Origin of the sequence: Pseudomonas sp. S9 (assembly GCF_000222125.1) — a bacterium.
GTDB classification, from domain to species: domain Bacteria; phylum Pseudomonadota; class Gammaproteobacteria; order Pseudomonadales; family Pseudomonadaceae; genus Aquipseudomonas; species Aquipseudomonas segetis.
In genome coordinates, this window is sequence record NZ_AFFX01000009.1 from 168,061 (window position 1) to 191,665 (window position 23,605).

Sequence of the window (23,605 nt, forward strand, 5' to 3'; positions counted from 1 at the left end):
GCCGGGAAAGCCCCCCTTTTAAAATTTACCTTCCAGAGCGCCCAATGAACAGCCAAGCCCGTTATCACCAGACAATGCCCGACATCGCAGCGCAAGCAGCCCCCGCCAGCCAAACGCTGGACTGGGTCGGGATGTGTAATATCGATATGCCCTTGCGTGTCGAAGGGCAAAGCACGACCGGCAAGGTGGATGCAGGCGTCAGCCTGGATGACCAAACCGCGCGCGGCATCCATATGTCGCGCCTGTACCTTGCCCTGCAAAAAATTGCCCAACAACCGCTTTCGCCATCCTTGCTAGAGGAGGTACTAAGCGACTTCCTGGCAAGCCACACCGGCCTATCGCAGCGTGCATCACTGAGCATATGCACGGATCTGCTGCTCCAGCGCCCGGCCCTGACCAGCCATTTATCCGGCTGGAAAGCCTACCCCATCACCATTGATTCAGGTCTCGACAGCAACGGACTGCATCTTGAGCTCGGGGTAACACTGGCCTACTCATCCACCTGCCCCTGCTCGGCAGCATTGGCACGGCAATTGATTCAGCAACGCTTTGCCCGCGACTTCAACTCAGCACCAGTCGATTATCAGCAGGTCCACGCCTGGCTCGGCAGCACTGACGGCATCATCGCCACGCCCCACAGCCAGCGCAGCACTGCACAGATTCAGCTGCGCCTGGATCGCCAAGCCCGCGACTTTGCCATACAAAGCGTGATTGATCGCGCCGAACAAGCACTGGGCACAGCGGTGCAAACTGCTGTCAAGCGTGCGGATGAGCAGGCATTTGCCCTGGCCAACGGGCAAAACCTGATGTTCTGTGAAGATGCCGCGCGGCGCCTTGACCTGACACTGCGCACACAACCGGACATAACCGGCTTCAAGCTCAAAGTTATTCACGCAGAAAGCTTGCACGCCCATGATGCCGTGGCGCAAAGCAGTTGGCATTGGCAATAGCTTTTCAAAGCTGCACGAACAGCTCTGAAATCACTGTAGGCATCTTCCCAGACAATCCACCCCCCTGCACCAAAGAGGAATGGCTCTGTCAAAATTTCCGGTTTATGCCAGTCAGTTGCTGACTCATTAAAACCTCAAACACCCTTAAATTCGACAGACATCCAGACCAAAATCATGCCATTAATTCAAGTAAACCTACTGAGCAAACCACCTCAATTCATTAAAGAACTGGGCGAAAACCTGCACCAGTCGCTCATGGCAACCTGGGGTATTCCTATTGATGACTGCTTCCAGATTTTCCATCAAAAACAAGAACATGAGCTGAATATCAATCCACTTATATTTGGCGGCGGGCGATCAAAGGATGTGATTGCGCTACACATCACATCGACCCCGAGAACTCAAAAAATGAAGTTGGATTTTTACCAGGACCTGGCGACTCGACTTGAGCAAAAAATGAATATCCGCCCACAGGATATCTTTATTTCCATTGTTGAAAACACCCGGGAAGACTGGTCATTCGGTAGTGGCAAGGCGCAATTGCTAACGGATTAAATCACTGCAGACCACTTGCAAAGCGCACACTTCGACAGGCCCTGATAAGAGTGATGTCCCACGCAGCATTTTTCAGGGCCTTCCTGGATCAGCAGCAAATACGCCCTCCCCACATGGGTCAAGACCTTGAAATTAGTCGCGCCCAGAGGGCGACCACAGCCATCTCTTTGTCCCGTGGCACGCCTAACGAGACAGGCAGCTGCCAACATCCACAACACTTGGCAGCGAAACAAATCGCTCATTTTCAAGTATGGGCTGGCGATATTTCACTCCAAAAATAACGATGTCGTCATACAACAAAAATAAATAAATATTGTATATTCATATAGTTACGACTTTCAAATTTACATAACGCGCCACAATTCATAAAGTCATCGTACATCTTGTATCCTTACCCTTGCCTTGTGCAGTTACGCAGATCAACAAAAACAAAAGGGATACCCCATGAACGATAAGCCAGTCATCGGCAACTCTCGCCGTCTGTTTCTCAAGCACTCCCTCGCCTACTCCGCTGCTGCCATTAGTATCGATTCCTTGCTGCCACAACTTGCCCGTGCAGCTGAGCCCCTGAGCGCCCGCTATCCAGATCCCGCTGTTGCAGCCTTGGATGACAGTTTTCTCGACCTGCGCCTGTTCAATGCCAGCGTCGAGAAGCTGGCTACAGGGTTGCGCTGGGCCGAAGGTCCGGTCTGGATGGGTGCAGGCCGCTACCTACTGCTTAGTGATATTCCCAATAACCGTATTGTGCGCTGGGACGAGATCAGCCAATCGCTGGGGGTGTATCGCGAACAATCGAACTTCTCCAACGGCCTGACCTGCGACAACCAGGGTCGCTTGATCACTTGCGAAGGCTCTACCACCCATGAACAAGGCCGGCGCATTACCCGCACTGAGCACGACGGCAGCATCACTGTGCTGGCGGACAATTTCGAGGGTAAACGCTTCAACTCACCGAATGACATCGTAGTGAAGCGTGACGGTTCAGTCTGGTTCACCGACCCACCCTTCCAGTCTGGCAATGAATATGAAGGCCATAAGATCCAGACGGAGTTACCCCATGGGGTTTACCGCATCGACGGTGAAAGCCTGAAAGTGACCCGGGTGATCGATGACCTTGCTGGCCCCAACGGCCTGTGCTTCTCGCCAGACGAAAAGTCGCTCTATATTGTCGAAGGCCGGGCCAAGCCCAACCGACTGGTCTGGGCCTACGCTGTCAATGAAGACGGCACCCTGGGTGCGCGCAAGAAGCACATTGAAGCCACTGCATATGGCGCGCTTGATGGCATCAAGTGCGATGAAGCCGGTAATCTCTGGTGCGGCTGGGGCAGCAACGGCTCGCCGCAGGGCAAGCCCGAAGAGCTTGACGGGGTGCGGGTCTTCAACCCACAGGGCAAAGCAATAGGTCATATCTCGCTGCCCGAGCGCTGCGCAAACCTGTGCTTTGGCGGCCCGCAGGGCAATCGCCTGTTCATGGCCAGCAGTCACTCGATCTACTCGATCTTCGTCAACACTCGCGGCGCTACATTCGCCAAGTAAGCGACTGGCCACGGCCTGGCGGTCGTGGCCCTTACCGGCCCTGGATCAATAGCGGCAACCAGGCCGATATCAGCAGCAATAACGCCAGCACCTGATTCATCCGCTGCAGTGCTCGTGGCGATCTTAAAAGCCGTGCGCTGCCCAATCCGAGCAATGCCCACAACGTCATGCACGGCAAGGAAACCAGCAGGAAAGACAGCGACAACAGCAGCACCTGCGGGGTCCTGTCGCCATCGCCGACAAACAGGCTAATCACAGCCATCGCCATCATCCAGACCTTGGGATTGACCACTTGCAGCGCGGCAATACCGAGCAGGCTGACGCCTTTGCTGCGCGGGCCATCCACTTCGAGTGGCGCGGGTGGGCTATTGAAAATCTGCCACGCCAGCCAACTCAACCACAGCACTGCGCACCAGGTCATAACCTGCTGCACACGGACAAAGCGCAACAATGTTTCACCCACCCCAAGGCCAACGACCAGCACCATGAGCGCCGCCGCCACGCATGCGCCGGCAATAATAGGCAGCGTGGCCCCAAGCCCACGCCTGGAGCTGTGGCTCAGCACCAGGATATTGGTTGGTCCCGGCGTCACCGAGGCAACAAAGGCAAACAACAGAAAAGGCAGCAAGGATTCCATGGTTCAGGCTCCATGCTGGCTTGAAGGATGAGGGAACGCGAGCAGTAACAACGGCATGGAAAGGACTCCTGTTCGATAGGCAAGTCCATGGTTGCAAGCCGGCGCGGATCAGTCTGGAAGTTTTGAGCAACGCTTGCGGTAATCCGCAGGTGTCAGTTGATAGGCTCGGCGGAACCAGCGGCCCAAATGGCTTTGATCGGCAAATCCAAGGCTACTGGCCACCTGGGCAGGCAACTCGCCACGGGCTAACAGTTGCCGGGCCCTGGCCAAGCGCAGCTGGATCAAATAGGCATGCGGCGCCAGGCCGAAGGCAGCCTTGAAGGCCCGCGTCAAACGGAAGCGGTCCACCGCGCAAGCCTGCGCCAGATCATCGAGCCCGATGTCTTCGCAGATATTGGCATGCAGATAGTCACGGGCAACCTGGGCGACCAATGGCAAACGCGGATCTCGAGATTGGCGCTTTCGCCAATCAAGGTGGCCAGTAAGGGCATCCAGCAAGGCATCGATACTACTCTGGCGCACTATGCGTAAATCCCCGGTATGCAGCGCATCGAAGGCCCGGTTGATTGCAGTCGAGAGCCTTGGGTCCTGGCTCAGGATGGAGGCAAACCCCAATTGGCTGTCCGCGGGTGCCTGCTCGAACAGCGCGTGCAGTTCCCGCTCCAGCCAATGCGGCTCGAGGTAGAGCATGGAATAGGTAAACCCCTCCTCGGTCGGCGCATAGCCATCGTGGATGTCACCCGGTTCCAGCATGAATATCTTGCCAGGCGTGCTGAGATGACGAACCCGCCGGCAATTGAACTGCTGTACCCCCTGGCCCGTCACGCCGACCAGGAAGCTGTCATGCCAGTGCGGATCGTAGGCATGGCCCTGAAAATGAGCACGAATCGACTCGATCCCGGTATCGGCATCCTGGGACAGCTCGATCCAGTTGCGTTTATCCACCAAAGACTCCAGTGCCGGTCGTTGAGCATTAATCTGTGCGAAAGCCTAAATTACCTCGCCAGGGAAAACCCTGTTTAGAATATTTGTGCAGTTGGAAAGTCTGGAACAAGCTATGCGGCAGCGCCAGGCACAGGCGCCGCTGCATATTCATGCGCGCCGTGGCAGGCGCCAGCAGACCCAGGCAGTCACCACCAGTGGCACTCCCAGGCTAAGCCAGGAAAACAGATCGTACCCTTCATCACCGATCAATGCCGAGACCAGACCGAACAGGCTCAGTACAGCAAGCAGCAACGGCCAACGGAAGATCATCCACAATCCACGCCTCATGCCCTGCCCTCCGCGACCAATCCACCGGCATCCAACTCAGCCAAGCGTTTTTCCAGCGATGACTTGCGTCGGCCCAGCCAGAGATAGAGGCCACTGCCGAGAATCACAATGGAAATCACATCCAGCAATGCCCAGATAATCTTCAGCGGCATACCGCCGTAGTCACCGAAATGCAGCGGCTGCGAGAGCAACAGGGTTTTTACGTACCACGGCATTTCGCGCATGTCGGTCAACTCGCCGGTCTGGGCATCCACCAATGCGGGTTTGAGCAGGCGCTCGGTCACCGGCGTGGCGCCACGCATGAATACCGCGTAATGATGCTGGCTACTGAACTGGGTCCCGGGGAAAGCCACGATGCTGACCTCCATGTCCGGTGCAGCCTTGCGCGCGGTATCCAGCGCCGCTTGCAGCGAGCCCGGCGACTTGAGCGGCGGCTGGTCCTTGTAGGGTGCAGTCATTTCAGCCAGTTGCCCGGCCTGCCACAAGCCCAGAATAGGAATCGACAAGGTGTTGATCACTCCGGTCAAGCCGACCACCAGCACCCAGGCCAGCGTGACTATGCCCAGCACGTTGTGCAGGTCGAGCCACTTCAGCCGGTTACTGCGCTGGGTACGGGTGGAGCCACTTCAGCCGGTTACTGCGCTGGGTACGCACAGTGGCAAAGTCCAGTTTACGCATAAAGGGTGTGTAGACCACCGCCCCCGACACCAACGAAGCCACCAGGAGCAAACCCATGAACCCGAGGAACAGGTAGCCCGGCAAGCCCATGAACATGTCGGTGTGCAACTTGAGCATGATGTACATGAAGCCACCGGGCGGCGGCAGCGGATCAAAGAACTCGCCGGTACGCGCATCAAACGGCTGGATATGGCCATTATCTGGCGGTGGTATCAACGTCTGCGCGGTCTGCACAGCACCTATGGGCTCATCCTTTTCGAAGAATACGAAGCGCGCGACCTCGCCGGGCCGAGCTGCCAGGGCACGGGCCATCACGTCGTCATAATTGATAGCCGGTGTTTGCGCGGTGATTGGCTTGAGCTCTGGATGCGGCTCGAAGTAGTGCTCGATTTCCTCGTGGAAGATCAATGGCAATCCAGTCAGGCACAGCATCAACAGAAAGATCGTCGAGATCAGACTGGTCCACTTGTGCACCAGATACCAATTACGCAAGGTTCGGGGGGTCATGTTTTTCTTCTCGTCAGTCACGGCTTTCGGTGGTTCAGCAAAGGGCCCCCGCAAAATCAGCAACCCTCTCCGCACACCCGGGCTGCTCGCTGCCGCCAATGATTGCGCCGCTACAAAGAGCGGCGCAGGCTGACCAGTGATGACATCAAGCACCTGTGCCGGCTGACAACACCGAAACAATGATGCACATGAGAAGTATTCGCATAGTACCTATTCCCCACAGCTCTTCACAAGCGCAGGTTGGTTGCCGGGAAAACCGATTGCTCGCCTCCATACAGCGCCAACGAAGCTCAGTCGACGCGGTTCACCGCTGCGGCAAGGCTGTGGCAGGCTTTGCAAGATCGTATGGGGCCACTTTCATGAAAGCCTTGCAGCCGCTCAAGATGGCAGCTTACGCATAGCCTGTGGAAATCACGTTCGATATTGAGCGCAAGCGCTGGCGTCTCTTTGTGGCACAGCACGCAGGTGCGGCTGGCGGGCGCCGAGGCGGGTGGAGGCTTATTAACGGAATAATTCATGATGGCAAACAACACAGTTAACCGAGCCATGGTTACTGTGTTCGAAGTTTATCGGCAGCACGGGATGCTTGAGCGCCAGCTGATTGTGCCCGGCGCGAATTGCAAAACCAAACGCAAATAACAACAGCGCCAGCAGTAACAGCCCCGGACGCCAACTCATAACGGCAAATCCACGCTGCCGAGCAGTGAATAAATACCTGCCAGTAACAGGCCTGAACACAAGACGCCAATACTCAGGTAACTCGCCAGCCGTGCCGTCTTGCGCCGTCTGCCGCCCGCCCCCAGGTTGGGCCTGGCAGGTTGGAACATACGCGCTGACAAGGCCAGGACAGTGAGCGCGACCCAGAAAACCGTTTTACTGATGGCACCGGTGTAATAACCAATGCCAATCATATGCACGGCGGTAAGCAACAGGATGACGACACTGGCAGCGTAGTGCCAGCGCCTGAAATGCCGATGCGTCGACCACAGGCGACGGCGCACGGACGCCAGGCTGAGCGGCACAACCAACAACAGAATCAGGGTTGCGACATTGCCCGCCACCATGGGCCAAGGCGCACCGAGCGATAACTGGTCGGCAACCAGGGGCTCATCGACCAGCATCACCGCAACATGCACGACCAGCATTGCCAAGGCAACCAAGCCCAAATCCCGGTGCAGCACCATGAAAAATTTACCATCGTGGCGAGGCTGGGCCAGGGGCTGACCGGTGTAGGCAAACAATAAAAAAAACAGCACCCCGGCAATAAAACCGCTGGCATTGGAGAAATCCCAGGCGAGATTGACACCGGGCATTGCGCCCAACAGAAATATTGCGCCAAACGGGACGATCAGACACAGCGCAATGCGCAAGGTCAGTACAAACATAGGGCAGTACCCAAAGACTATTACCTGACCAAGCGCTTAACGATAGGCATGGCAGGTCAGCGCTCGCAAAAGGCAAGCCTCAACCTACCTCATCCGGCCTGGATCAGGTCTTGGCCTGCCTGCCAACTCTATTGCTGTGCTTGCCATTGCCCATCACACAAGCCCGCGGATGGGCAATACTGGGTCAGGCCGACAGCTGCGCACGAGGACGCTGGCTTGGCTGCTCGGCCTGCGGCGCATGGGCATGCTGCAACTGAAAGTCGAATTCGATTTCAGCGAAACCAGGCTCGACCTGCAGGCGCTTTGCCACTTCCAGGTCATTGTTGAAACGCACTTCGGCGACCAGGCCGTCGCGGGTCGCAAAGGCAAAGTCATCCCACAGGTATTTATCGCCTGCCAGGTTGATCTGGGTGGTCAAATGCCGATAGCCGGGCGCGCTGATAAAGAAGTGGATATGCGCCGGTCGATTACCATGGCGACCCAACTGGTCGAGCACTTCCTGGGTCGTACCCGTTGGCGGGCAGCCATAACCGCTCGGTACGATACTGCGCGCACGGTAGCGGCCTTCGCTGTCGGTAACAATGCGCCGCCGCAGGTTGAACGCCGACTGACTGCTGTCGAAATAAGAATAGGTGCCCATGGTGTTTGCATGCCACAGATCGACGATTGCACCTGCTACGGGCTGGCCTTGAGCATCAAGTACGCGCCCCTGCAAGAACATTGCAGCGCCCGGGTCACTGCCATCATCCATTCGCGCCTCGCCATGACTCAGCGGCGCACCGGCTACATACAAGGGGCCTTCAATGGTCCGAGGCGTACCGCCGGTGAGGCCGGCCTGCTGGTCACGGGCGTCTTGCAGCAAGTCGAGGAAATGCTCAAGCCCCAAACCTGCAATCAACAACCCCGCTTCCTGGTTGCTGCCCATGCGATTGAGGTAGTCGACAGCCTTCCAGAACTCGTCATCGGTGATATTGAGGTCTTCAATGACCTTGGCGCTGTCCTGCAGGATACGCAGGATAATGGACTTGAGACGCGAACTGCCGGCATCGTTGCCAAAGCCACTGGCCTGCTTGAAGGACGCCTGAAGCTCGGCAGTTTGGGGAATGCTTGTGTTCATGCTCAGCTACCTCTACTTATTATTGTTACAGGAAGGTCTATCAACGGTCGTCGTCATGGATCGATGAAGGATGACGGCACAGGCCGTTCACCTCGATATCCATGTAGGGAAACAGAGGCAATTGCATCAGCGTGTCATGCAGGGCCTCGATACTCGGCAGATCAAATACGCTGTAGTTGGCATAGTGACCGGCGATACGCCATAAATGCCGCCAAACACCACTGTGTTGCAGGCGCTGGGCCAGGGCCTTTTCATCTGCCTTGAGCTGGCTTGCTTGTTCCGGGTCCATGTCCCGGGGCAGCTTCACGGTCATTTTTACGTGGAACAACATAGGCATATCTCCTTCGATCAATGGCGACTGAAGAACGCCAGGCGATCTTCATCAAGGGTTAATCCAAGGCCAGGACTGCGCGGTACGTGCAGCGCGAAATCACGGTATTGCGGCGCCTCGGTGACGATTTCCTCGGTGAGCAGTAACGGGCCAAACAGTTCGGTGTGCCAGGTCAACTCTTTCAAGGTGACGAAAGCATGTGCCGAGGCCAGCGTGCCAATGGCGCCTTCAAGCATGGTGCCGCCATACAGCGAGATACCTGCGGCCTGAGCAATCTGAGCGGTGCGCAATACCGCACGAGGGCCACCGTTCTTGGCAATTTTCAAGGCAAAAACGCTGGCGGCACCGTCAGCGGCAAGGCTGAAGGCATCCTCGACACTTTCAATTGATTCATCGGCCATGATCGCCGCCGGGCTGCGTTGGTTGAGGCGGATCTGACCACTGCGATTGATCCGTGAAATAGGCTGCTCGATCAGGTCGACGCCGTTTTCTCCCAGTACCTGGCATGCATGCAGCGCAACAGATTCGGGCCAGTATTGGTTAACATCGACGCGCACGCTGGCGCGCTCGCCCAAAGCCTTTTTGATAGCAACCACATGGGCCAGGTCCTGCGCCACGGGGTTGGCCCCGATCTTCAACTTGAACAACCGATGGCGACGCTGATCGAGCATTTGCTCGGCTTCGGCGATATCCCGCGCTGTATCGCCGCTGGCCAGCGTCCATGCAACCTCGAGGCTGTCGCGCACCCGACCACCAAGCAGCTCGCTGACAGGAAGGCCAAGACGCTTGCCCTGGGCGTCGAGCAACGCTGACTCGATACCGGACTTGGCAAAGGTATTGCCAGTGATGTGCTTGTCCAGGCGCAACATGGCCGCATTGATATTGCCTGCGTCCTGTCCCAGCAGTAACGCGCTGAAATGCGCATCGATGTTGCACTTGATGCTTTCCGGGCTTTCATTGCCATAGGCAAGGCCACCAATGGTGGTGGATTCGCCGATCCCTTCGATACCGTCGCTGCAACGAATGCGGATGATCACCAGCGTTTGCTTGCGCATGGTATGCATGGCCAGTTGATGCGGGCGAATGGTTGGCAGATCGACGATAGTGGCGCTGACACGCTCGATTACAGGCTGATTCATGGGCAATCCCTAAACAAGATTTAACCGGCGCACGCCGCGGCAGCGTTACGTTCAACGCGGTGGAACAAACGGTTGAAATAGACCAGGCTAGCGCCTTCATCGCGGGTCGAGACTTTATCCAGCTCGACAAACAGCACCGAATGCGAGCCCACCGATTTACAGTCGCTGATGCGCCCTTCCAGGCTGACCAGCGCACTGCGCAATACCGGCAGGTCGTGGTGCCCGGCATTCCAGATATCCCAGCTGAAACGCTCTTCCATCGACACCTGGGTCATGCCGGCAAAGTGCTTGGCAAGGTCTTCCTGGTCACTGCACAGAACGTTGATACACAGCTTGCCGTTGCCCTGGAATACGTCATGCATGGCGCTATTGCGATTAATGCAGACCAATACGGTGGGAGGTGAATCGGTGACCGAGCAAACCGCGCTGGCCGTTATCCCGCAGCGGCCAGCAGGCCCGTTACTGGTGATGATGTTGACTGCCGCCGGCAGTTGCGCCATGGCATTGCGAAAGTCGATCTGGGTCTGCTCGAGAGTGCTCATGCTGTCGCCCTTTTATTAGAGTGGGCTGCCCGCCTGTATCGCCAGCGCTAACGCCGGCTCACCAGGAGCAACAGCCGGTGACTTGATGAACACAGATTAGGGGGCGGCAAACGCCGGGTATATCCAGACGGTCCCCATCCCGTGAAGGGCTTTCCGCTAGTCGACTACGTAGTTTCTTTATCGTCACGGCGGCCAGCAGTGAGTATGCTGCAGGGAACGCCGCATGCACATGATGCTCAGCAATCAAGACCTGATAGACGGCCGCCGTACGAGAACAACAATATGCAAGCCTTGCAAACAGACAAAACCAAACCCATTGTGTACATCGTTGACGATGACCAGGCCCTGCGTACGTCGCTGGCCTGGTTGCTGGAGTCGGTGAGCATCGCCTCGCAATGCTATGCCGGGGCCGATGAGTTCCTGCGGCACTACGATGCCTCGTTACCCGCCTGCCTGGTACTGGATGTACGAATGCCCGAGACGAGTGGCTTCCAGCTGCAAGAAATGCTCAACGCGCGCAACATTCAGATGCCGACTTTTTTTGTCTCCGCCCATGGCGACATTCCAATGACGGTCAAGGCCATGCAGAACGGAGCCATCGACTTTGTCGAGAAGCCCTACAACCCGCAGCAGATGCTCGACCGCATCCAGAACGCCCTGAAATCGGCAGTGCACAGCCACGCTCAGCAACAGCAACGCCAGCAGCTCAAAGACAAACTGGCACTATTGACTGACCGCGAACGGGAAGTGCTGATGATGGTGATCGACGGCAAGGCCAGCAAAGTGATCGCCCGCGAACTTAATATCAGCGTCAAGACGGTGGATGTTCACCGCACCAAGATCAAGGACAAGATGGAAGTCGGCAGCATTGCGATGCTGGTCAGAGAAGTATTGAGCCTCAATAGCGAGCAGGTGCTGGCCGACTGACGTGCAGGGCGGGATGAGCATGCGCCCACCCCGCCCGAGTCACTGACGCCAGAACGACCGAAGTCTAGAGATCAAGTACCAGCCGCGAACTTTTGGCCCGCGAGACGCAGGCGCAAATCTGCTTGTTGGAAGCCTTCTCCTTGCTCGACAAGCAATTGTCCCTGTGCTCGGGCTCTCCTTCCAGTACGTCGATAATGCAGGTACCGCAGATCCCCTCGCGGCATTCGGTGTCGATATCACATCCGTGAGCCTGCAACACATCAACCAGTGAGCTGTCCTGCGGCACCTGCAACACCACGCCGGAGCTTGCAAGTTCGACCTCGAAGCCCCCAGAGGCAGCGCCAAGGACCGCCGGATCAGCCTGGAAGTGCTCGAGATGAATGGCCTCCTCACTGCGCGTGCGCAAGGCAACCTCGACCACTTTGCTCATAAAGGGTGCCGGGCCGCAGGTGTACACATGGGCCTGGTCATCTGCCTGTTGCAGGCAGGCGCTGAGCGAAGCTTCCAGGGCTTGCGGCTCCACACCAAAATGAAACTCGACATGATCGGCAAAGGGTGGTTTCTGCAACAAGCTGGCAAATGCCGCGAACTCCGGGCCACGGGCAAAGTAATGCAGGCGGTAGGGCTGGCCAGTGGCTTGCAGTCGATAAGCCATGCTCAGCATGGGCGTAACGCCGATACCAGCCGCCACCAATACATGCGAAGGGGCACCAGCGTCGAGCCGGAACAAACAACGTGGCATCCCGATTTCCAGCTCGGCGCCCTCTTCCACCAAATCATGCAGTGCCTGAGAACCGCCGCGCGATTGCACCTCGCGCTTGACCGCAACCAGGTAGGCCGAACCGTCATCGGGAGGGCTGCACAGCGAGTATTGGCGGGTCACGCCAGTGGGCCCGGTAATGTCGACATGCGCACCCGGCTCGTAGGCGTCAAAGGGTTGCCCGTCGACTCGCACCAGCCGCAATGAACGTATATCCCGTGCTTCCTCGGCAATCTTTTCTATTCTGACTTTCATCATCGCATCACCCACCGAAAAACTGCGCGCAGGGCGCGACCCGCCCTGCGCAAGTGGCGACTGTCCAGGCGCCCTAGCGCATGAACAAGCCGCCGTTGATGTCCCAACAAGCCCCGGTCACCGAGCTGGCATTGTCCGCCGCCAGAAGCAACACGGTATCGGCGATATAATCGGCCGAACCCAGGGCGCCCACGGGGATCATCTGCTTCATTTGCTCGATGCGTTCCGGCGCCACGATTTCATACACCACCGGCAAGTCCAGCGGCCCCGGGGAGATGCTGTTAACCGTCACGCCCTTGCTTGCTAACTCTCGGGCAAACACCTTGGTCAGCGTCGCCACACCGCCCTTGGCCGCGGCGTAGTGAGCCCCGGTGGAGGCACCGCCGTTTTGTCCGGCCAGGGAGGCAATGTTGATGATGCGACCGAACCCACGATCGGCAAAATGCTGGCCAAAGACCTGGCAACCGACAAAGGTGCCGCGCAGATTGATGGCCATCGACTCATCAAACTCCTGCACGGTAATATCCATCAGCGCGGCAACCTTGGACTTGCCAGCATTGTTGACCAATACATCGGTACCGCCCCAGCGTTCGGCCAGTAAAACGCAGGCTTTCTGAAAGTCGCCTTTCTGGCGCACATCCAACTGCACGGCAAGCGCACGCTCACCGGATGGATCAAGCTGGTCAGCCAGGGCCTGTACCGCTTCGAGCTGCACATCTGCCAATGCCACCCGATACCCTGCCCCATGCATACGCTGGGCGATGCTTGCTCCCAAGCCGCGAGCCGCACCGGTAATCAACGCTACTCGGTTCATTCGATTGTCCTCAGAGCAAAAAGCCCAGTGCACTCAAGCTGTCAGTGGAGTTGATCAGGCGTACCACTTTCTGCTCAAGCCTGGGCCCGCCCTGGCCGAAGCGGATACGGTGGGTCAGTTCGGCCGCCATTGGCGTATGCACGCCGCGCTTGTAGGCAAAGAGCAACTGCGCCGAGGTCACCTCAACCACATCACCACTGCTCTCGAGCAGGTTGAAACGCGACACCGTGCGCAAGGTGCGGGCCGCGTCTACCGCCGAAGGCGAATGCCCAGCGCTCAGGCGTTCTATACGCAAGGCCCGCATGCGCGCATCGTCGTATACGTAATTGAGGCTGCTGGCAAAGTCGCGGGTGTCCGGGTCGATCGGAATGACATAAACCCCGTCCTCGCTCCACAGTTGGGCCCAGGCGGCATAGTCTTTATTGTCGAGCAGCGCAGCTTCGTGCCAGATAAATTCAATGGCCTTGGCCAGCGGCGCATTCAGAGCTGCAAGGGTGTTGTGTTCAGTCATTGCTCATCATCCTTTTCCACATGGCATAGGCTTCGCGCATACCGGTCTCATCGGTGGCATGCGAAACCTTGTCGCCGTTGTCTGCCAGTACTTCGCGATTAAGGCCACGGTTGACCAGAATCGGCACCTGAGGGCCAGCTTCAGCGCCCCGCTGGACGCGCTCCCAGGCTTCGGCATCATCGGGGCTGCCGAAACCGAATGGCCCCTGGAAGTGTTCGTGAATACGAAGGCGCTCACGGTTGGCAATTTCCGGGCCGCCATCCATGCCCAGTGCCACGTGACGAATTTCGGTTTGCTTGACCGACAGCGGGTTGAGCACCCGAAAGAACGACATCGACATGGCCACGTTGGGGAACAGGTTCAGGTTGAAACCTGCGCCGTGCAGCGATCGCACGATGCGGCGCACCTGGGCTGGCTCCATGGTTTTCGACAGCTCCTCGGTAACGTGGGCAAAACGTTCCTGCAATTGCTCGCTGCCGTCATCAAACTCCAGGTCGACATGCTCAGGCACCATCACCATTACACTGTGGCCATTGCCCAGCGCGTGGGTCACGGCCTGCGGGTCGGTCATGAACGAGAGCATTTCCGAGGTTTCTTCATCCACCGACGACATGAACGATTTATGCACGATCGGGAAGTGATAGCCGTCGGTGGTGTTTTCCAGCTGGATTTTCCAGTTACCGTTGAAGGTGAACTTGTGCTCGCCTTGGGTCTTGATCGGATAACCAGCGCCCTGCTTCATAAACAGGTCCATCCAGTGCTTGGCGCCACCGAGGAAGTCCGTCAGTGGCTCGACCTCATCATTGAAGCTCGCAAAAATCATTCCGGCGTAGCTGTCGACACGCAAGCTGTTGAGCGGCAATTCGCTCTTGTCGAGAATGTCTTCATAACCATCCGGATAAGGCAGTGCGCGCAGCTTGCCATCCAGTGCGTACGACCAACTGTGGTAAGGGCATGTGAAACCTGTGGCATTGCCTTTGTGCTTTTCACAGACGGTTGCGCCACGGTGTCGGCAGCGGTTTTCCAGGACATTGATGGCGCCCTTCTTGTCGCGCACCACAATGACCGGGCGACGGCCGATGGTGGTCGTACGGAAATCACCGGGATTACGCACTTCGCTTTCATGGCCGACCCAAACCCAGGTGCGGTAAAAAATCTTCTCCAGCTCCTGCTCATACAATTGCGGGTCGTGATACAGCGAAACATCAACGCGATCATCCTGTACCAGCTGGTCCAGGCTTGGGCTCTTGGCAATCAGCCCGAGTTCGTGGCTACTCATGGGGTTGTCCTCATACAAGGTTTTTATTGTCAGGCTGGGTATTCAAGGCGCGCTCAAGCTGCGCACCAAAGGCACAGACCTGGGCGTCGGCACCTTTGCGACCGACGATCTGCAGGCCAACGCTAAGGCTGCCATCGGCCAGTTTCACCGGAACCGATAGCGCCGGATGGCCGCTCAAGTTGAATGGCCTGGCCAGTGCAGTCATGCTGGCCACCGTCTCGCTGCTGCCCGCCTCGCTCAGCAATGGCGGCAGGCATGGCATGCTTGGCAGCACCAGCACATCTACCGAGTGCAAGGCCGAATCGATGGCCCGGCTGAATTTTTCACGCACTGCTTCGGCCTCAGCGACCTCGGCCTCAGTGGTCTTGCTGGCATTGAGCAGGCGCGCTTCAACGTCGGCGCCAAGTAGGCCGTTACCCGTCAAGTGACCGAAAGCGGCCCAGGTTTCCTGATTGATGACCGCAAGACCGGCCTTGAACGCATCGTTGAAATGCTCGACTGCCAAGGTCCTGCGCTGCCAGCCAACGGTGTCCAGCGCAGCTTCAAGCGTGGTTTTGATCAGCGCATCGCAAGCGACATCAAGCCACCCCACACGTATGCCCTGGGTGGTCACTTGCTCGGCAACAAAACCGGGACAAATGATCTCCATGGTGGCGATGATATTCGCCATGTTGGCGGCAAACGGCCCCACGCAATCGAGTGTGGTCAGTGCCGGATAGACCCCTTCACGGCTGACCATGGCAAATTTCGGCTTGAGGCCAAAGACTCCGCAACAAGCTGCCGGCACGCGTACCGAGCCGCCGGTATCCGTGCCCAGGGCAACATCGACCAAGCCAGCGCCAACAGCTGCTGCAGAGCCACTGGACGAGCCACCAGGCACTCTCGAAGGCGCCTGCGGGTTAAGCGCTGTGCCTGTCCAGCTATTGATTCCGGTTACGCCAAAAGCCAGCTCGTGCATATTGGTTTTACCGACGATATGCCAGCCGGCTGCCAGGATTGCCTCAACCACCGCTGCATGCCTGGTCGCCGGCGTGACATTTTCCAGCGCGCGGCTACCGGCCCGGGTAGGTTGACCTGCGATATCGATGGAATCCTTGATCGCAACCCGCAGCCCGCCTTGGCCAACCTTTATGGTATTGACGAATGCATTCATCGGCGGCTCTCCCCAAGAGGCGAATGGAACAGTCGACAGGTTCGGAAATGCGCGATCTGCCATTGCCCCTCGACGCGGCTGAACTCGATATTCAAACGTGCGCTTATCAGTTCACTGCCGCCCTCGGCGTAACTTGAAATCTGCTGCATGATCCATTGCCCGGTTGCGCTAGCGGCCTGCTCATCAACCTGCAACAACTCGCTGGTGAGCAAATGCAGGTTGAGTGAAAAGTGCTGCGCCGGCGGCAGGTAGCTGGCCACAAATTCGGCCACGGCCTGCCGTCCTTGCCGACGACCAAAGGTCTGCTCGGCATCAGTGCCAACGCCTTCCCAAATCGCATCCGGGGTGAAAAGTGCTGCCAGGTCAGCCACCTGGGTTGGAGCATGGGGCACGTCGCACAAATCCATATAACGCGCCAACAGGCTGCGAATATCATTGTGTGCCTCAAGTACGGCCACGCGCTGTTGCAGAGCCTGGATTGCACTGTCCATCGCCTAGCGCGCCGCTTCAGGAATGGTCAGCGGGCGACCGATACGCGCTTCGACCTTGGCGTACTTCCACAGGCTGTATTCACCAACCGGCGTAGTGCGGAACAGGTTGCAGGCATCAATCACGCTCTGGTGGCAATCAACGTCGGCCATGATGTAAACGGTCCAGGGCGAGGTGGTTGAAGGACCTACCATCAAGCGGTCATCATCCAGCGCGCCAAGCACATTGATGCCAGGCATCGCGCCCAGAGACCCCATCATCGCGCTGAAACCTTTCCACACCTCCAGCCCCTGGCCGGTTGGCAGATCAAAGAAATTCTGGGTGATGCCAATGCAAAACATAACGCGCAGTGGCTCTTGCGTGGTCTGAGTCATGATCAATCCTTAGCTGGTTAGGGGTTATGCGAGCGTCGTGGCTCTCACAGGAATCCTGGAAACGGATCGACACCGAGCATCACCGAGCCGGCGCCGTCGTAGATGCCTTCTCCGAGAAAGGCGTGCTGGGTCACGACCATCGAGTCGCGCAAATAGCGTTGCAACGGGTGACGCGAATAGATCGCCACGATGCCGGCCAGGGTATAGGCACGCTGCACCACGTTCGCAGCGACACGTGCCATCTGCGCAGCTGACAGGCGCAGCAATGAAACCTGCTCGTTGGTCACCGGATTGGCGGTAAGGATCGAATCCCACACCTGGGTGGTGGACTCATAGAAAAAGCCACGCGCCGAACGCAGGTCTGCTTCGATCTTGGCGGTCTCGACCCGGAAATAAGCGCGATCCGCCAGCTTGGGCGCGCCAGTGGCACCGGTGCGGCCCGAGGCCATGTCCTTGAGTTCATCCAGTGCGGCGCGGGCCAGGCCGAGGTTGACTACTGCCAGTACCTGCGCGGCATAGGCAATGGTCGGATAGCGATACAGCGGCTCGTTGATATTCGGCTTGCCGCCGCGGATAAAGGTCCATTCATCGCTGACGACCTCGCCGCTGATTCGCAGGTCATGGCTGCCCCTGCCCTTTAGCCCGACCACGTCCCAGTTCTCGACGATTTCGACTTGAGGTGCCCTTGAGCCCGACCACGTCCCAGTTCTCGACGATTTCGACTTGAGCCGCCGGAAACAAAGCCGTGCGGGGTTTGCCGCCCTGACCGCCACCTATGCCTACACCCAGCACGTCTGCACCTTTGCAGCCGCTGGCGAACTTCCAGTTGCCACTGACTTTCCAGCCGCCCTCGACTGCCTCGGCTGGCTGGATCGGAAACAGCCCCCCGGCAAAAACCAGATCGGGGCCATTGGCATAGAGCTTGGCCTGAGTCTCAAACGGCAATGCCGCCAGGTAAGTGCTGGCACTGCCAAAACTTGCGACCCAGCCAGCGGAGCCATCGGCCTGCGCGATCAGCTCGATCATCCGCAAGAACTCAGCCGGGGCAAGGGCATCGCCACCAAAACACTTCGGCGTGGCCGCGCGGTAGATACCAACATCCTTGAAACGCTCGATCATGTCGACTGGCACATGGCCCAGTGCATCAAACTCCTCGCGGCGCTGGCGCACCTCTTTAAGCACAGCCTGGAATGCGGGTGAATCGATCCCCCTGCTGACCTCGGTCAGAACAGTGCTCTGCTCGGCAACTGCTGAGTGCGACATGGCGTCTTCTCCATTTGTTGTTGTAGTGCTCGCGACACACGAGGGTGTGCTCGAGCCAGGAATGGAGCCAGTCTATGAACCCAGGTCACGGGTGCTCAATTGGGGCGTGCAGCCGTAAATTAGTGGCTAAACCGGGCCTCGATAAAGAAATCCCCTAGCGCGCAATGGGTTACTTCTAGGCGCGCCCAGGCTAGGCTGGAGGTATAACGCCTAGCACCTACATCGTTGAAGAGAACCGCCATGTTTACCCCAGGATCAGCAGATTTCCAGAAGTTGCTTGAGACGATGCCGATGTGCACCATCCTGCATGACGCCAAGACCAAGGAAATCCTCTGGGCCAATACTGCCGCGCTGACTGTGCTGGGTTTCACCCTTGAAGAACTGGTCCCGCTAAAGGCTCCAGACATGAGTGGCAGTCGCTACCGTCGCGCCGATGGCCTGCGCTGGCTCGAGGGCGCGGTCAACAGCGGCCAACAGGTTACCGAATGGGGGTATCGCTCCAAACAGGGCGTGGAAATCCTCTGCGAGGCCGTGGCAACCCTGGTGCATCTCAACCAGCGTGATGTGCTGATGGTGCAGTTCCGTGACATTTCCAAGGAGGAGCAGGTCAAACGCGACCTGCGGCGCTTTGAAAGCCGGCTCAATACCTTTATGCAGGATCTTGCCGAAGGCGTTGCGGTGCTCGACACAGGCGGCAACATCCGGTTTATCAGCGAGTCGGGCCAACGCTTGCTTGGCGACGAGCGCACCATGCAGGTCGGTGACTGCTTCATTGATGCCTGCGATGAAGCCTCCCGCTCCAGGCTCCTGGAAAACCTCGGCGACATACAACAGAGCCGCCAGCCCTATAGCGTTAAATATCGCATCCGGCACGCTGACCAGAGCTGGCACTGGCATCACGCAACGTGCCGGCTGATCGATATTGAAGACGACCTGAGTGGTCACCTGCTGTTGTTCCGCGACGTAACCGAGCAAGTCAACATCGAGGAGGCCAGGCGCCTGAGCGAGCGCAAGCTGGAGTACCTCGCGCGCCATAACGCCATGGGTGAGATGGCACTGGCAATCGCCCACGAACTGAGTCAACCGCTGGCCGCCACGCGTAATTTTATTGAAGGCACGCTGATCCGATTGAACCAGCAAGACCCCATCCAGCAGAGCGCGGCATGGGGGCTGGACAATGCCGTGCGGCAAATCGAGCACGCCTCGGTCATTATCAAAAGCGTGCGTGAATACGTGGTTAAACTCGACCAGGCCGAGCAAGTCGCGGATCTCAACGAGATTCTTGCCGAAAGCCAGTACTTCATAAGCCTCAGGGCCCAGCCCAGTGCTATCGACATAGAGTTCGCACCTTGCCAGCAGCCGTTGCTGATCAGTTGCGAGCGTGTATTGATCGGCCAGGTAATCCTTAACCTGGCGTTCAACGCGATCGAGGAGCTCGCCGGACTGCCACAAGGCCAGCGCAAGTTGCGCCTCTACACCTACAGCTACGAAGACAAGGTCATGCTCTGCGTTGAAGATCACGGACGCGGCATCGATGCCGGCCAACAAGAGAAACTCTTCGATGAGTTCTTCTCGACCAAGGTCAGCGGAAACGGGATTGGGCTGGCACTGTGTAAAAGCATTATTGCCCGCCATCGCGGCGACATCTGGGCCCAGAACATCAGCCCCAGCGGCGCGATGTTCTGTTTCACCCTGCCCCGCATTTCAGTAGACGCCTAGCCCGCTCAGGCATTTGCGCCGACAGCCGTTCGCAAGATCAACGACCCGCCCTGGCTGCCAGAAGCTGCAGTTTGGCAGGCACAAACACAACGATGGCAGAGCCACACAAAAGGGCTCCGTTTGCTTGGACTTAGTATCGGCAAGGTCTATGCGAGCCAACTCGCCAATACTAATAACAACGGAAGCCATCCATGAAACAGTCGAATGCATTTCGCTTGGGTCTGATCGCCTCGCTCGTAGCCTTCGCCAGCCAGGCCGGAGCCTACGAGCTTTACGCAGATGAAGACACACATCTCAACGCCAACCTGGAAGCCATGCTGGGCGCCTTCCATAGCCAGGAGAACTACGCGCTCTCGGGCCGGCTGCAGAAAGGCTCCTCCTCGTGGCAGGAAGGCTACATCAAGTACGGATTGAGCTTTGATCAGGGCCTTGCAACTGCTGGCACCCTGTATGGTGCGGCATCCCTGCTCAGCTCCGCCACCTGGGGCGACGGCGATGCTGCCGGTTTCAGCGACGGCTCCGAGCGCACAACAAAGTTCGAAGATGCCTACCTGGGATGGAAGTCCGCCAATCTCTTTCCCGTGCTGGGCGAGGACGGCGTGGACATCTCCTTTGGCCGGCAGAACCTGGTGGTCGGTGACGGTTTCCTGATCAATGGCGACGCCCTAAACCTGGGCAACGGCCTGGCTGATGGCAGCTTTAATCGCGGAGGTGCCTATTATCTGGCGGCGCGCAAAGCATTCGATGAAACCGCCGTGCTGCGCCTCGGTGGACAGCAAGGCTGGCGCAGCGACCTGATGTGGCTCAAGTCAGACAACCCGGGCCAGGCCAAGGCCGAAATGTACGTCGGCACACTTGAGCACGTTGCCGAGGCTGGCACCCTGGGCCTGACCTATATCGACGGCAAGGATGTGGATGAGGACTACGCCTCCCCGGTCCAGCTTGAACGCGATGGCATGCATACCTACAGCCTTCGTGGCCAAGGTAACGCCGGCGTCGAAAACCTGTTCCTGTCGGGTGAATACGCCAAGCAGGACAAACCGCACAGTGACAACGAAGATGCCTGGTACCTGGAGGCTGGCTGGACATTTGCCGACCTGCCGGCCAGCCCTTACCTGAGTTATCGCTACAGCCGATTCTCCGAGAACTTCGACCCATTGTTCTACGGGCTGGGTCGTGGTTTCGGGACCTGGTTCCAGGGAGAGGTTGCCGGTAACTATGCGGGGCCGTTCAACAGCAACTCGCGCATCCAGAATGTCAGCATGAAGATCACCCCCCTGGAGAACTTGAGCCTTGGTGCGCTCTGGTTCAACTTTGACACCATTGATCGCAACCTTGGCAACACCGATGGCAATGAGTTCGACCTCTATGCCGAATGGGCGGTTACCGACAACCTGGTGGTCATGCCTCTGGTTGGCCTGTACCAGCCGGACAAGAGTGCGGAACAAGGTGGAACGCAACTGGGTAGCAATGACAGCAATCTGTATAGCCAGTTGATGGTATTCACCACCTTCTGATGCATCCTGCGCGTTCTACTATGTCATTAAATGATTGCAGCTATAAGCGCGACGACGTGATCTGGCACAGCCACACAACAGCTTGGCAGCCACAACAATGTCTTTATCCATTTGGCAAGGCACACTCTGAATCCATGCGTGCCTTAATAATCCGCGATCCAGCAGACAATAATACAAAGGGAGTTCCCCTATGCGAATAACCAGGATCCTTGCACAGTCAACCCTGGCGCTCGGTGTAGCGCTTGCGGGCATCAACAGTGCATTGGCCGAGCTACCTGCAGATCCAGGCGTTGGCTCAACGGTATTGGACTTCCCACCCAGCCCACATCGCGCCTACATGGTCGATGTTGAGTTCGACAACTTCGTCACCGGCCGGGTAATGGTGATCGACCCCGATCAGAAAAAAATGCTTGGCATGGTCAGCACCGGCTTTGCAGCGCCTTCTACCCTGAGCAACGACCAGAAGTACCTGTACAGCGCAGATCTGTACTACTCACGTGGAGTCCGGGGAACACGAACCGACGTACTGACGGCATGGAACACCTCGACCCTGGCACCCGACTGGGAAGTGGTTATTCCATCGAAACGGTCCGAGGCATTGACCCAGCGTTACAGCATCGCACCAAGCGCCGATGACCGCTTCGTCTACGTTTACAACTTCACGCCTTCGACTTCGGTGACTGTAGTCAATACCCAAAGCAAGTCCGTGGCCGGGGAGATTTCGATACCGGGCTGCGTGTTGAACTACCCGGTTGGCAAGCGTGGCTTTGCCTCGTTGTGCGGCGACGGCAGCATACAGGTCGTCACCCTCGATGATGACGGCAAAGAAGCCAAGCGCACCCGCACCCCATTCTTCAACCCCAATGAAGTCAAGCTGGTCGAACGGGCAATCAACCTCGGCGAGACTTATTACTTCGTCACCACGCTGGGCACTGTTTATCCGGTCGACTTCTCCAGCGGCGAACCCAAGGTTCTCGAACATTGGTCACTGGTCAATGACGAAGAAAAGAAGGCTGGCTGGGCACCAGGTGGCTGGCAGATGATGGCCATCGCACCGAAACTCAACCGCCTGTATGTGCTGATGCATGATGCGCACGAGCCGCTCAAGTGGGAAGATCCAAGCCCGCTGGTATGGGTCTATGATCTCAAAACCAGGAAAAAAATCGGCACCATGGAATCTCCAAACCTGATTTGGAGCATGAAGGCAACCACCGATGACAAGCCTTTGCTCCTGGGTGCGAATATTGATGGCGGTTTGGATATCTTCGACCTCACCACCGGGAAATACAGCAGCACCATGGATAAGCTTGCCAAGACAACCACCCAAGTCTTGAGCCACTAAGAGGCACGACCATGCAACCCGATCCAATTTTTGTCATTGCCTGCGCGCTCACCATCGCGGTGATTCTCGCCAGTGCAGCGACTCATAAATTGCGAGCGCCCAGTACATTCGCCAATCAGGTCGAGGATTACCAGTTGCTGCCCAAAGTGCTGGTAAGCCCCCTTTCGCGCCTGATCCCGGTGCTTGAGCTGGTCATCGCCCTAGGCTTGTTGATCCCGGCCAGCCGAGCCCTTGCTGCACCTGCTGCGGCGGCATTGCTGATGGGGTATGCCGCAGCCATTGCAATCAACTTGTGGCGTGGCCGCAGTGACATTGACTGCGGCTGTTCCGGCCCCGATCAAGCCCAACCGCTGCGCCCGATTCTACTGGCCCGCAATGCTGTACTGGCCCTGTTGGCGATTATTGCCAGCCTTAGCGCGCACTCGCGTGACCTGGGGGCATTTGATGCCTTTGTCGTCATCGCCGCAGCCGCTGTTGCCCTGCTTATCTACTCTGCTGCCGAAGGCCTGCTGGCCAACGGACCTCGTCTCGCTAAACTTATTGGAAGGTGAAT

23 protein-coding genes and 2 pseudogenes are annotated in these 23,605 nt (G+C 57.7%); 8 read left to right on the top strand and 17 right to left on the bottom strand.

The genetic code is table 11. From position 1 onward, the window contains the following. Positions 1-44 precede the first annotated feature (44 nt). The 3 genes from folE2 (at position 45) to PSES9_RS0117050 (ending at position 3,041) form a co-directional block, all read left to right on the top strand. Positions 45-950, top strand: coding sequence for a GTP cyclohydrolase FolE2 (folE2, locus tag PSES9_RS0117040; protein WP_010488984.1), 906 nt, complete (start codon positions 45-47; stop codon positions 948-950). A 174-nt stretch (positions 951-1,124) separates the two neighbouring features. After that, positions 1,125-1,505, top strand: a complete 381-nt coding sequence (locus PSES9_RS0117045) for a tautomerase family protein (RefSeq protein WP_010488985.1) — start codon at positions 1,125-1,127, stop codon at positions 1,503-1,505. A gap of 444 nt (positions 1,506-1,949) precedes the next feature. Continuing rightward, positions 1,950-3,041, top strand: a complete 1,092-nt coding sequence (locus PSES9_RS0117050) for an SMP-30/gluconolactonase/LRE family protein (RefSeq protein WP_010488986.1) — start codon at positions 1,950-1,952, stop codon at positions 3,039-3,041. A gap of 31 nt (positions 3,042-3,072) precedes the next feature. Here the strand turns inward: PSES9_RS0117050 and PSES9_RS0117055 are convergent, their stop codons facing one another. From PSES9_RS0117055 to hpaC, 9 genes and pseudogenes are all read right to left on the bottom strand, one after another. Then, entirely contained in the window at positions 3,073-3,678 is a 606-nt protein-coding gene (locus PSES9_RS0117055; RefSeq protein WP_010488987.1) for a LysE family translocator, read from the bottom strand. A gap of 108 nt (positions 3,679-3,786) precedes the next feature. Further along, the gene (locus PSES9_RS0117060) at positions 3,787-4,623 is read right to left on the bottom strand and encodes an AraC family transcriptional regulator (RefSeq protein WP_010488988.1); all 837 of its coding nucleotides are present in this window, start codon (positions 4,621-4,623) and stop codon (positions 3,787-3,789) included. Between the two features lie 147 nt (positions 4,624-4,770). Then, positions 4,771-4,950, bottom strand: a complete 180-nt coding sequence (locus PSES9_RS0117065) for a hypothetical protein (protein ID WP_029529619.1) — start codon at positions 4,948-4,950, stop codon at positions 4,771-4,773. Then, positions 4,947-6,135: pseudogene (locus PSES9_RS23830) on the bottom strand (PepSY-associated TM helix domain-containing protein). The gene PSES9_RS0117065 and the pseudogene PSES9_RS23830 overlap by 4 nt, the downstream one beginning before the upstream one ends. Before the next feature lie 674 nt (positions 6,136-6,809). Beyond that, positions 6,810-7,520, bottom strand: coding sequence for a ferric reductase-like transmembrane domain-containing protein (locus tag PSES9_RS0117080; RefSeq protein ID WP_010488991.1), 711 nt, complete (start codon positions 7,518-7,520; stop codon positions 6,810-6,812). Between the two features lie 184 nt (positions 7,521-7,704). Then, the gene (gene catA / locus PSES9_RS0117085; protein ID WP_010488992.1) at positions 7,705-8,637 is read right to left on the bottom strand and encodes a catechol 1,2-dioxygenase; all 933 of its coding nucleotides are present in this window, start codon (positions 8,635-8,637) and stop codon (positions 7,705-7,707) included. A gap of 40 nt (positions 8,638-8,677) precedes the next feature. Further along, the gene (catC, locus tag PSES9_RS0117090; protein ID WP_010488993.1) at positions 8,678-8,968 is read right to left on the bottom strand and encodes a muconolactone Delta-isomerase; all 291 of its coding nucleotides are present in this window, start codon (positions 8,966-8,968) and stop codon (positions 8,678-8,680) included. Between the two features lie 17 nt (positions 8,969-8,985). Beyond that, on the bottom strand, positions 8,986-10,107 hold the full coding sequence (locus PSES9_RS0117095) for a muconate cycloisomerase family protein (protein WP_010488994.1): 1,122 nt from the start codon (positions 10,105-10,107) through the stop codon (positions 8,986-8,988). Positions 10,108-10,127: 20 nt separating this feature from the next. Further along, positions 10,128-10,649, bottom strand: a complete 522-nt coding sequence (gene hpaC / locus PSES9_RS0117100) for a 4-hydroxyphenylacetate 3-monooxygenase, reductase component (RefSeq protein ID WP_010488995.1) — start codon at positions 10,647-10,649, stop codon at positions 10,128-10,130. A 282-nt stretch (positions 10,650-10,931) separates the two neighbouring features. Here hpaC and PSES9_RS0117105 point away from each other — a divergent pair, with 282 nt between their 5' ends. Continuing rightward, positions 10,932-11,576, top strand: coding sequence for a response regulator transcription factor (locus PSES9_RS0117105; RefSeq protein WP_010488996.1), 645 nt, complete (start codon positions 10,932-10,934; stop codon positions 11,574-11,576). 64 nt (positions 11,577-11,640) lie between these two features. Here PSES9_RS0117105 and PSES9_RS0117110 read toward each other — a convergent pair whose 3' ends face one another. The 8 genes and pseudogenes from PSES9_RS0117110 to PSES9_RS23835 form a co-directional block, all read right to left on the bottom strand. Further along, positions 11,641-12,594 (bottom strand): PDR/VanB family oxidoreductase, encoded by a 954-nt coding sequence (locus tag PSES9_RS0117110; RefSeq protein WP_029529620.1) that lies wholly within the window; start codon positions 12,592-12,594, stop codon positions 11,641-11,643. A 70-nt stretch (positions 12,595-12,664) separates the two neighbouring features. Continuing rightward, positions 12,665-13,405, bottom strand: coding sequence for an SDR family NAD(P)-dependent oxidoreductase (locus PSES9_RS0117115; RefSeq protein ID WP_010488998.1), 741 nt, complete (start codon positions 13,403-13,405; stop codon positions 12,665-12,667). A 10-nt stretch (positions 13,406-13,415) separates the two neighbouring features. Further along, on the bottom strand, positions 13,416-13,916 hold the full coding sequence (locus PSES9_RS0117120) for an aromatic-ring-hydroxylating dioxygenase subunit beta (protein WP_010488999.1): 501 nt from the start codon (positions 13,914-13,916) through the stop codon (positions 13,416-13,418). Beyond that, positions 13,909-15,195 carry an aromatic ring-hydroxylating oxygenase subunit alpha gene (locus tag PSES9_RS0117125; RefSeq protein ID WP_010489000.1) on the bottom strand — a complete coding sequence of 429 codons (1,287 nt, stop codon included), beginning with the start codon at positions 15,193-15,195 and terminating at the stop codon, positions 13,909-13,911. Before PSES9_RS0117125 ends, PSES9_RS0117120 begins: the two co-directional genes overlap by 8 nt. A 10-nt stretch (positions 15,196-15,205) precedes the next feature. Then, entirely contained in the window at positions 15,206-16,348 is a 1,143-nt protein-coding gene (locus tag PSES9_RS0117130) for an amidase (protein ID WP_010489001.1), read from the bottom strand. Further along, positions 16,345-16,839, bottom strand: coding sequence for a nuclear transport factor 2 family protein (locus PSES9_RS0117135; protein WP_010489002.1), 495 nt, complete (start codon positions 16,837-16,839; stop codon positions 16,345-16,347). The genes PSES9_RS0117130 and PSES9_RS0117135 overlap by 4 nt, the downstream gene beginning before the upstream one ends. 3 nt (positions 16,840-16,842) lie before the next feature. After that, positions 16,843-17,211 carry a hypothetical protein gene (locus PSES9_RS0117140; RefSeq protein ID WP_010489003.1) on the bottom strand — a complete coding sequence of 123 codons (369 nt, stop codon included), beginning with the start codon at positions 17,209-17,211 and terminating at the stop codon, positions 16,843-16,845. Positions 17,212-17,255: 44 nt separating this feature from the next. Continuing rightward, positions 17,256-18,474 (bottom strand): annotated as a pseudogene (locus PSES9_RS23835) (acyl-CoA dehydrogenase family protein). 240 nt (positions 18,475-18,714) lie between these two features. Here PSES9_RS23835 and PSES9_RS0117150 point away from each other — a divergent pair. The 4 genes from PSES9_RS0117150 to PSES9_RS0117165 all read left to right on the top strand — a co-directional run bounded on the left by PSES9_RS0117150 (position 18,715) and on the right by PSES9_RS0117165 (position 23,603). After that, positions 18,715-20,193, top strand: coding sequence for an ATP-binding protein (locus PSES9_RS0117150; RefSeq protein ID WP_010489007.1), 1,479 nt, complete (start codon positions 18,715-18,717; stop codon positions 20,191-20,193). Positions 20,194-20,384: 191 nt separating this feature from the next. After that, positions 20,385-21,710 carry a hypothetical protein gene (locus PSES9_RS0117155; RefSeq protein WP_010489009.1) on the top strand — a complete coding sequence of 442 codons (1,326 nt, stop codon included), beginning with the start codon at positions 20,385-20,387 and terminating at the stop codon, positions 21,708-21,710. A 190-nt stretch (positions 21,711-21,900) separates the two neighbouring features. After that, positions 21,901-23,052: an amine dehydrogenase large subunit gene (locus PSES9_RS0117160; protein WP_010489011.1), complete on the top strand. Its 1,152-nt coding sequence runs from the start codon at positions 21,901-21,903 to the stop codon at positions 23,050-23,052. A gap of 11 nt (positions 23,053-23,063) precedes the next feature. After that, positions 23,064-23,603, top strand: coding sequence for a MauE/DoxX family redox-associated membrane protein (locus PSES9_RS0117165; RefSeq protein WP_010489013.1), 540 nt, complete (start codon positions 23,064-23,066; stop codon positions 23,601-23,603). The last annotated feature ends 2 nt before the right edge of the window (positions 23,604-23,605 follow it).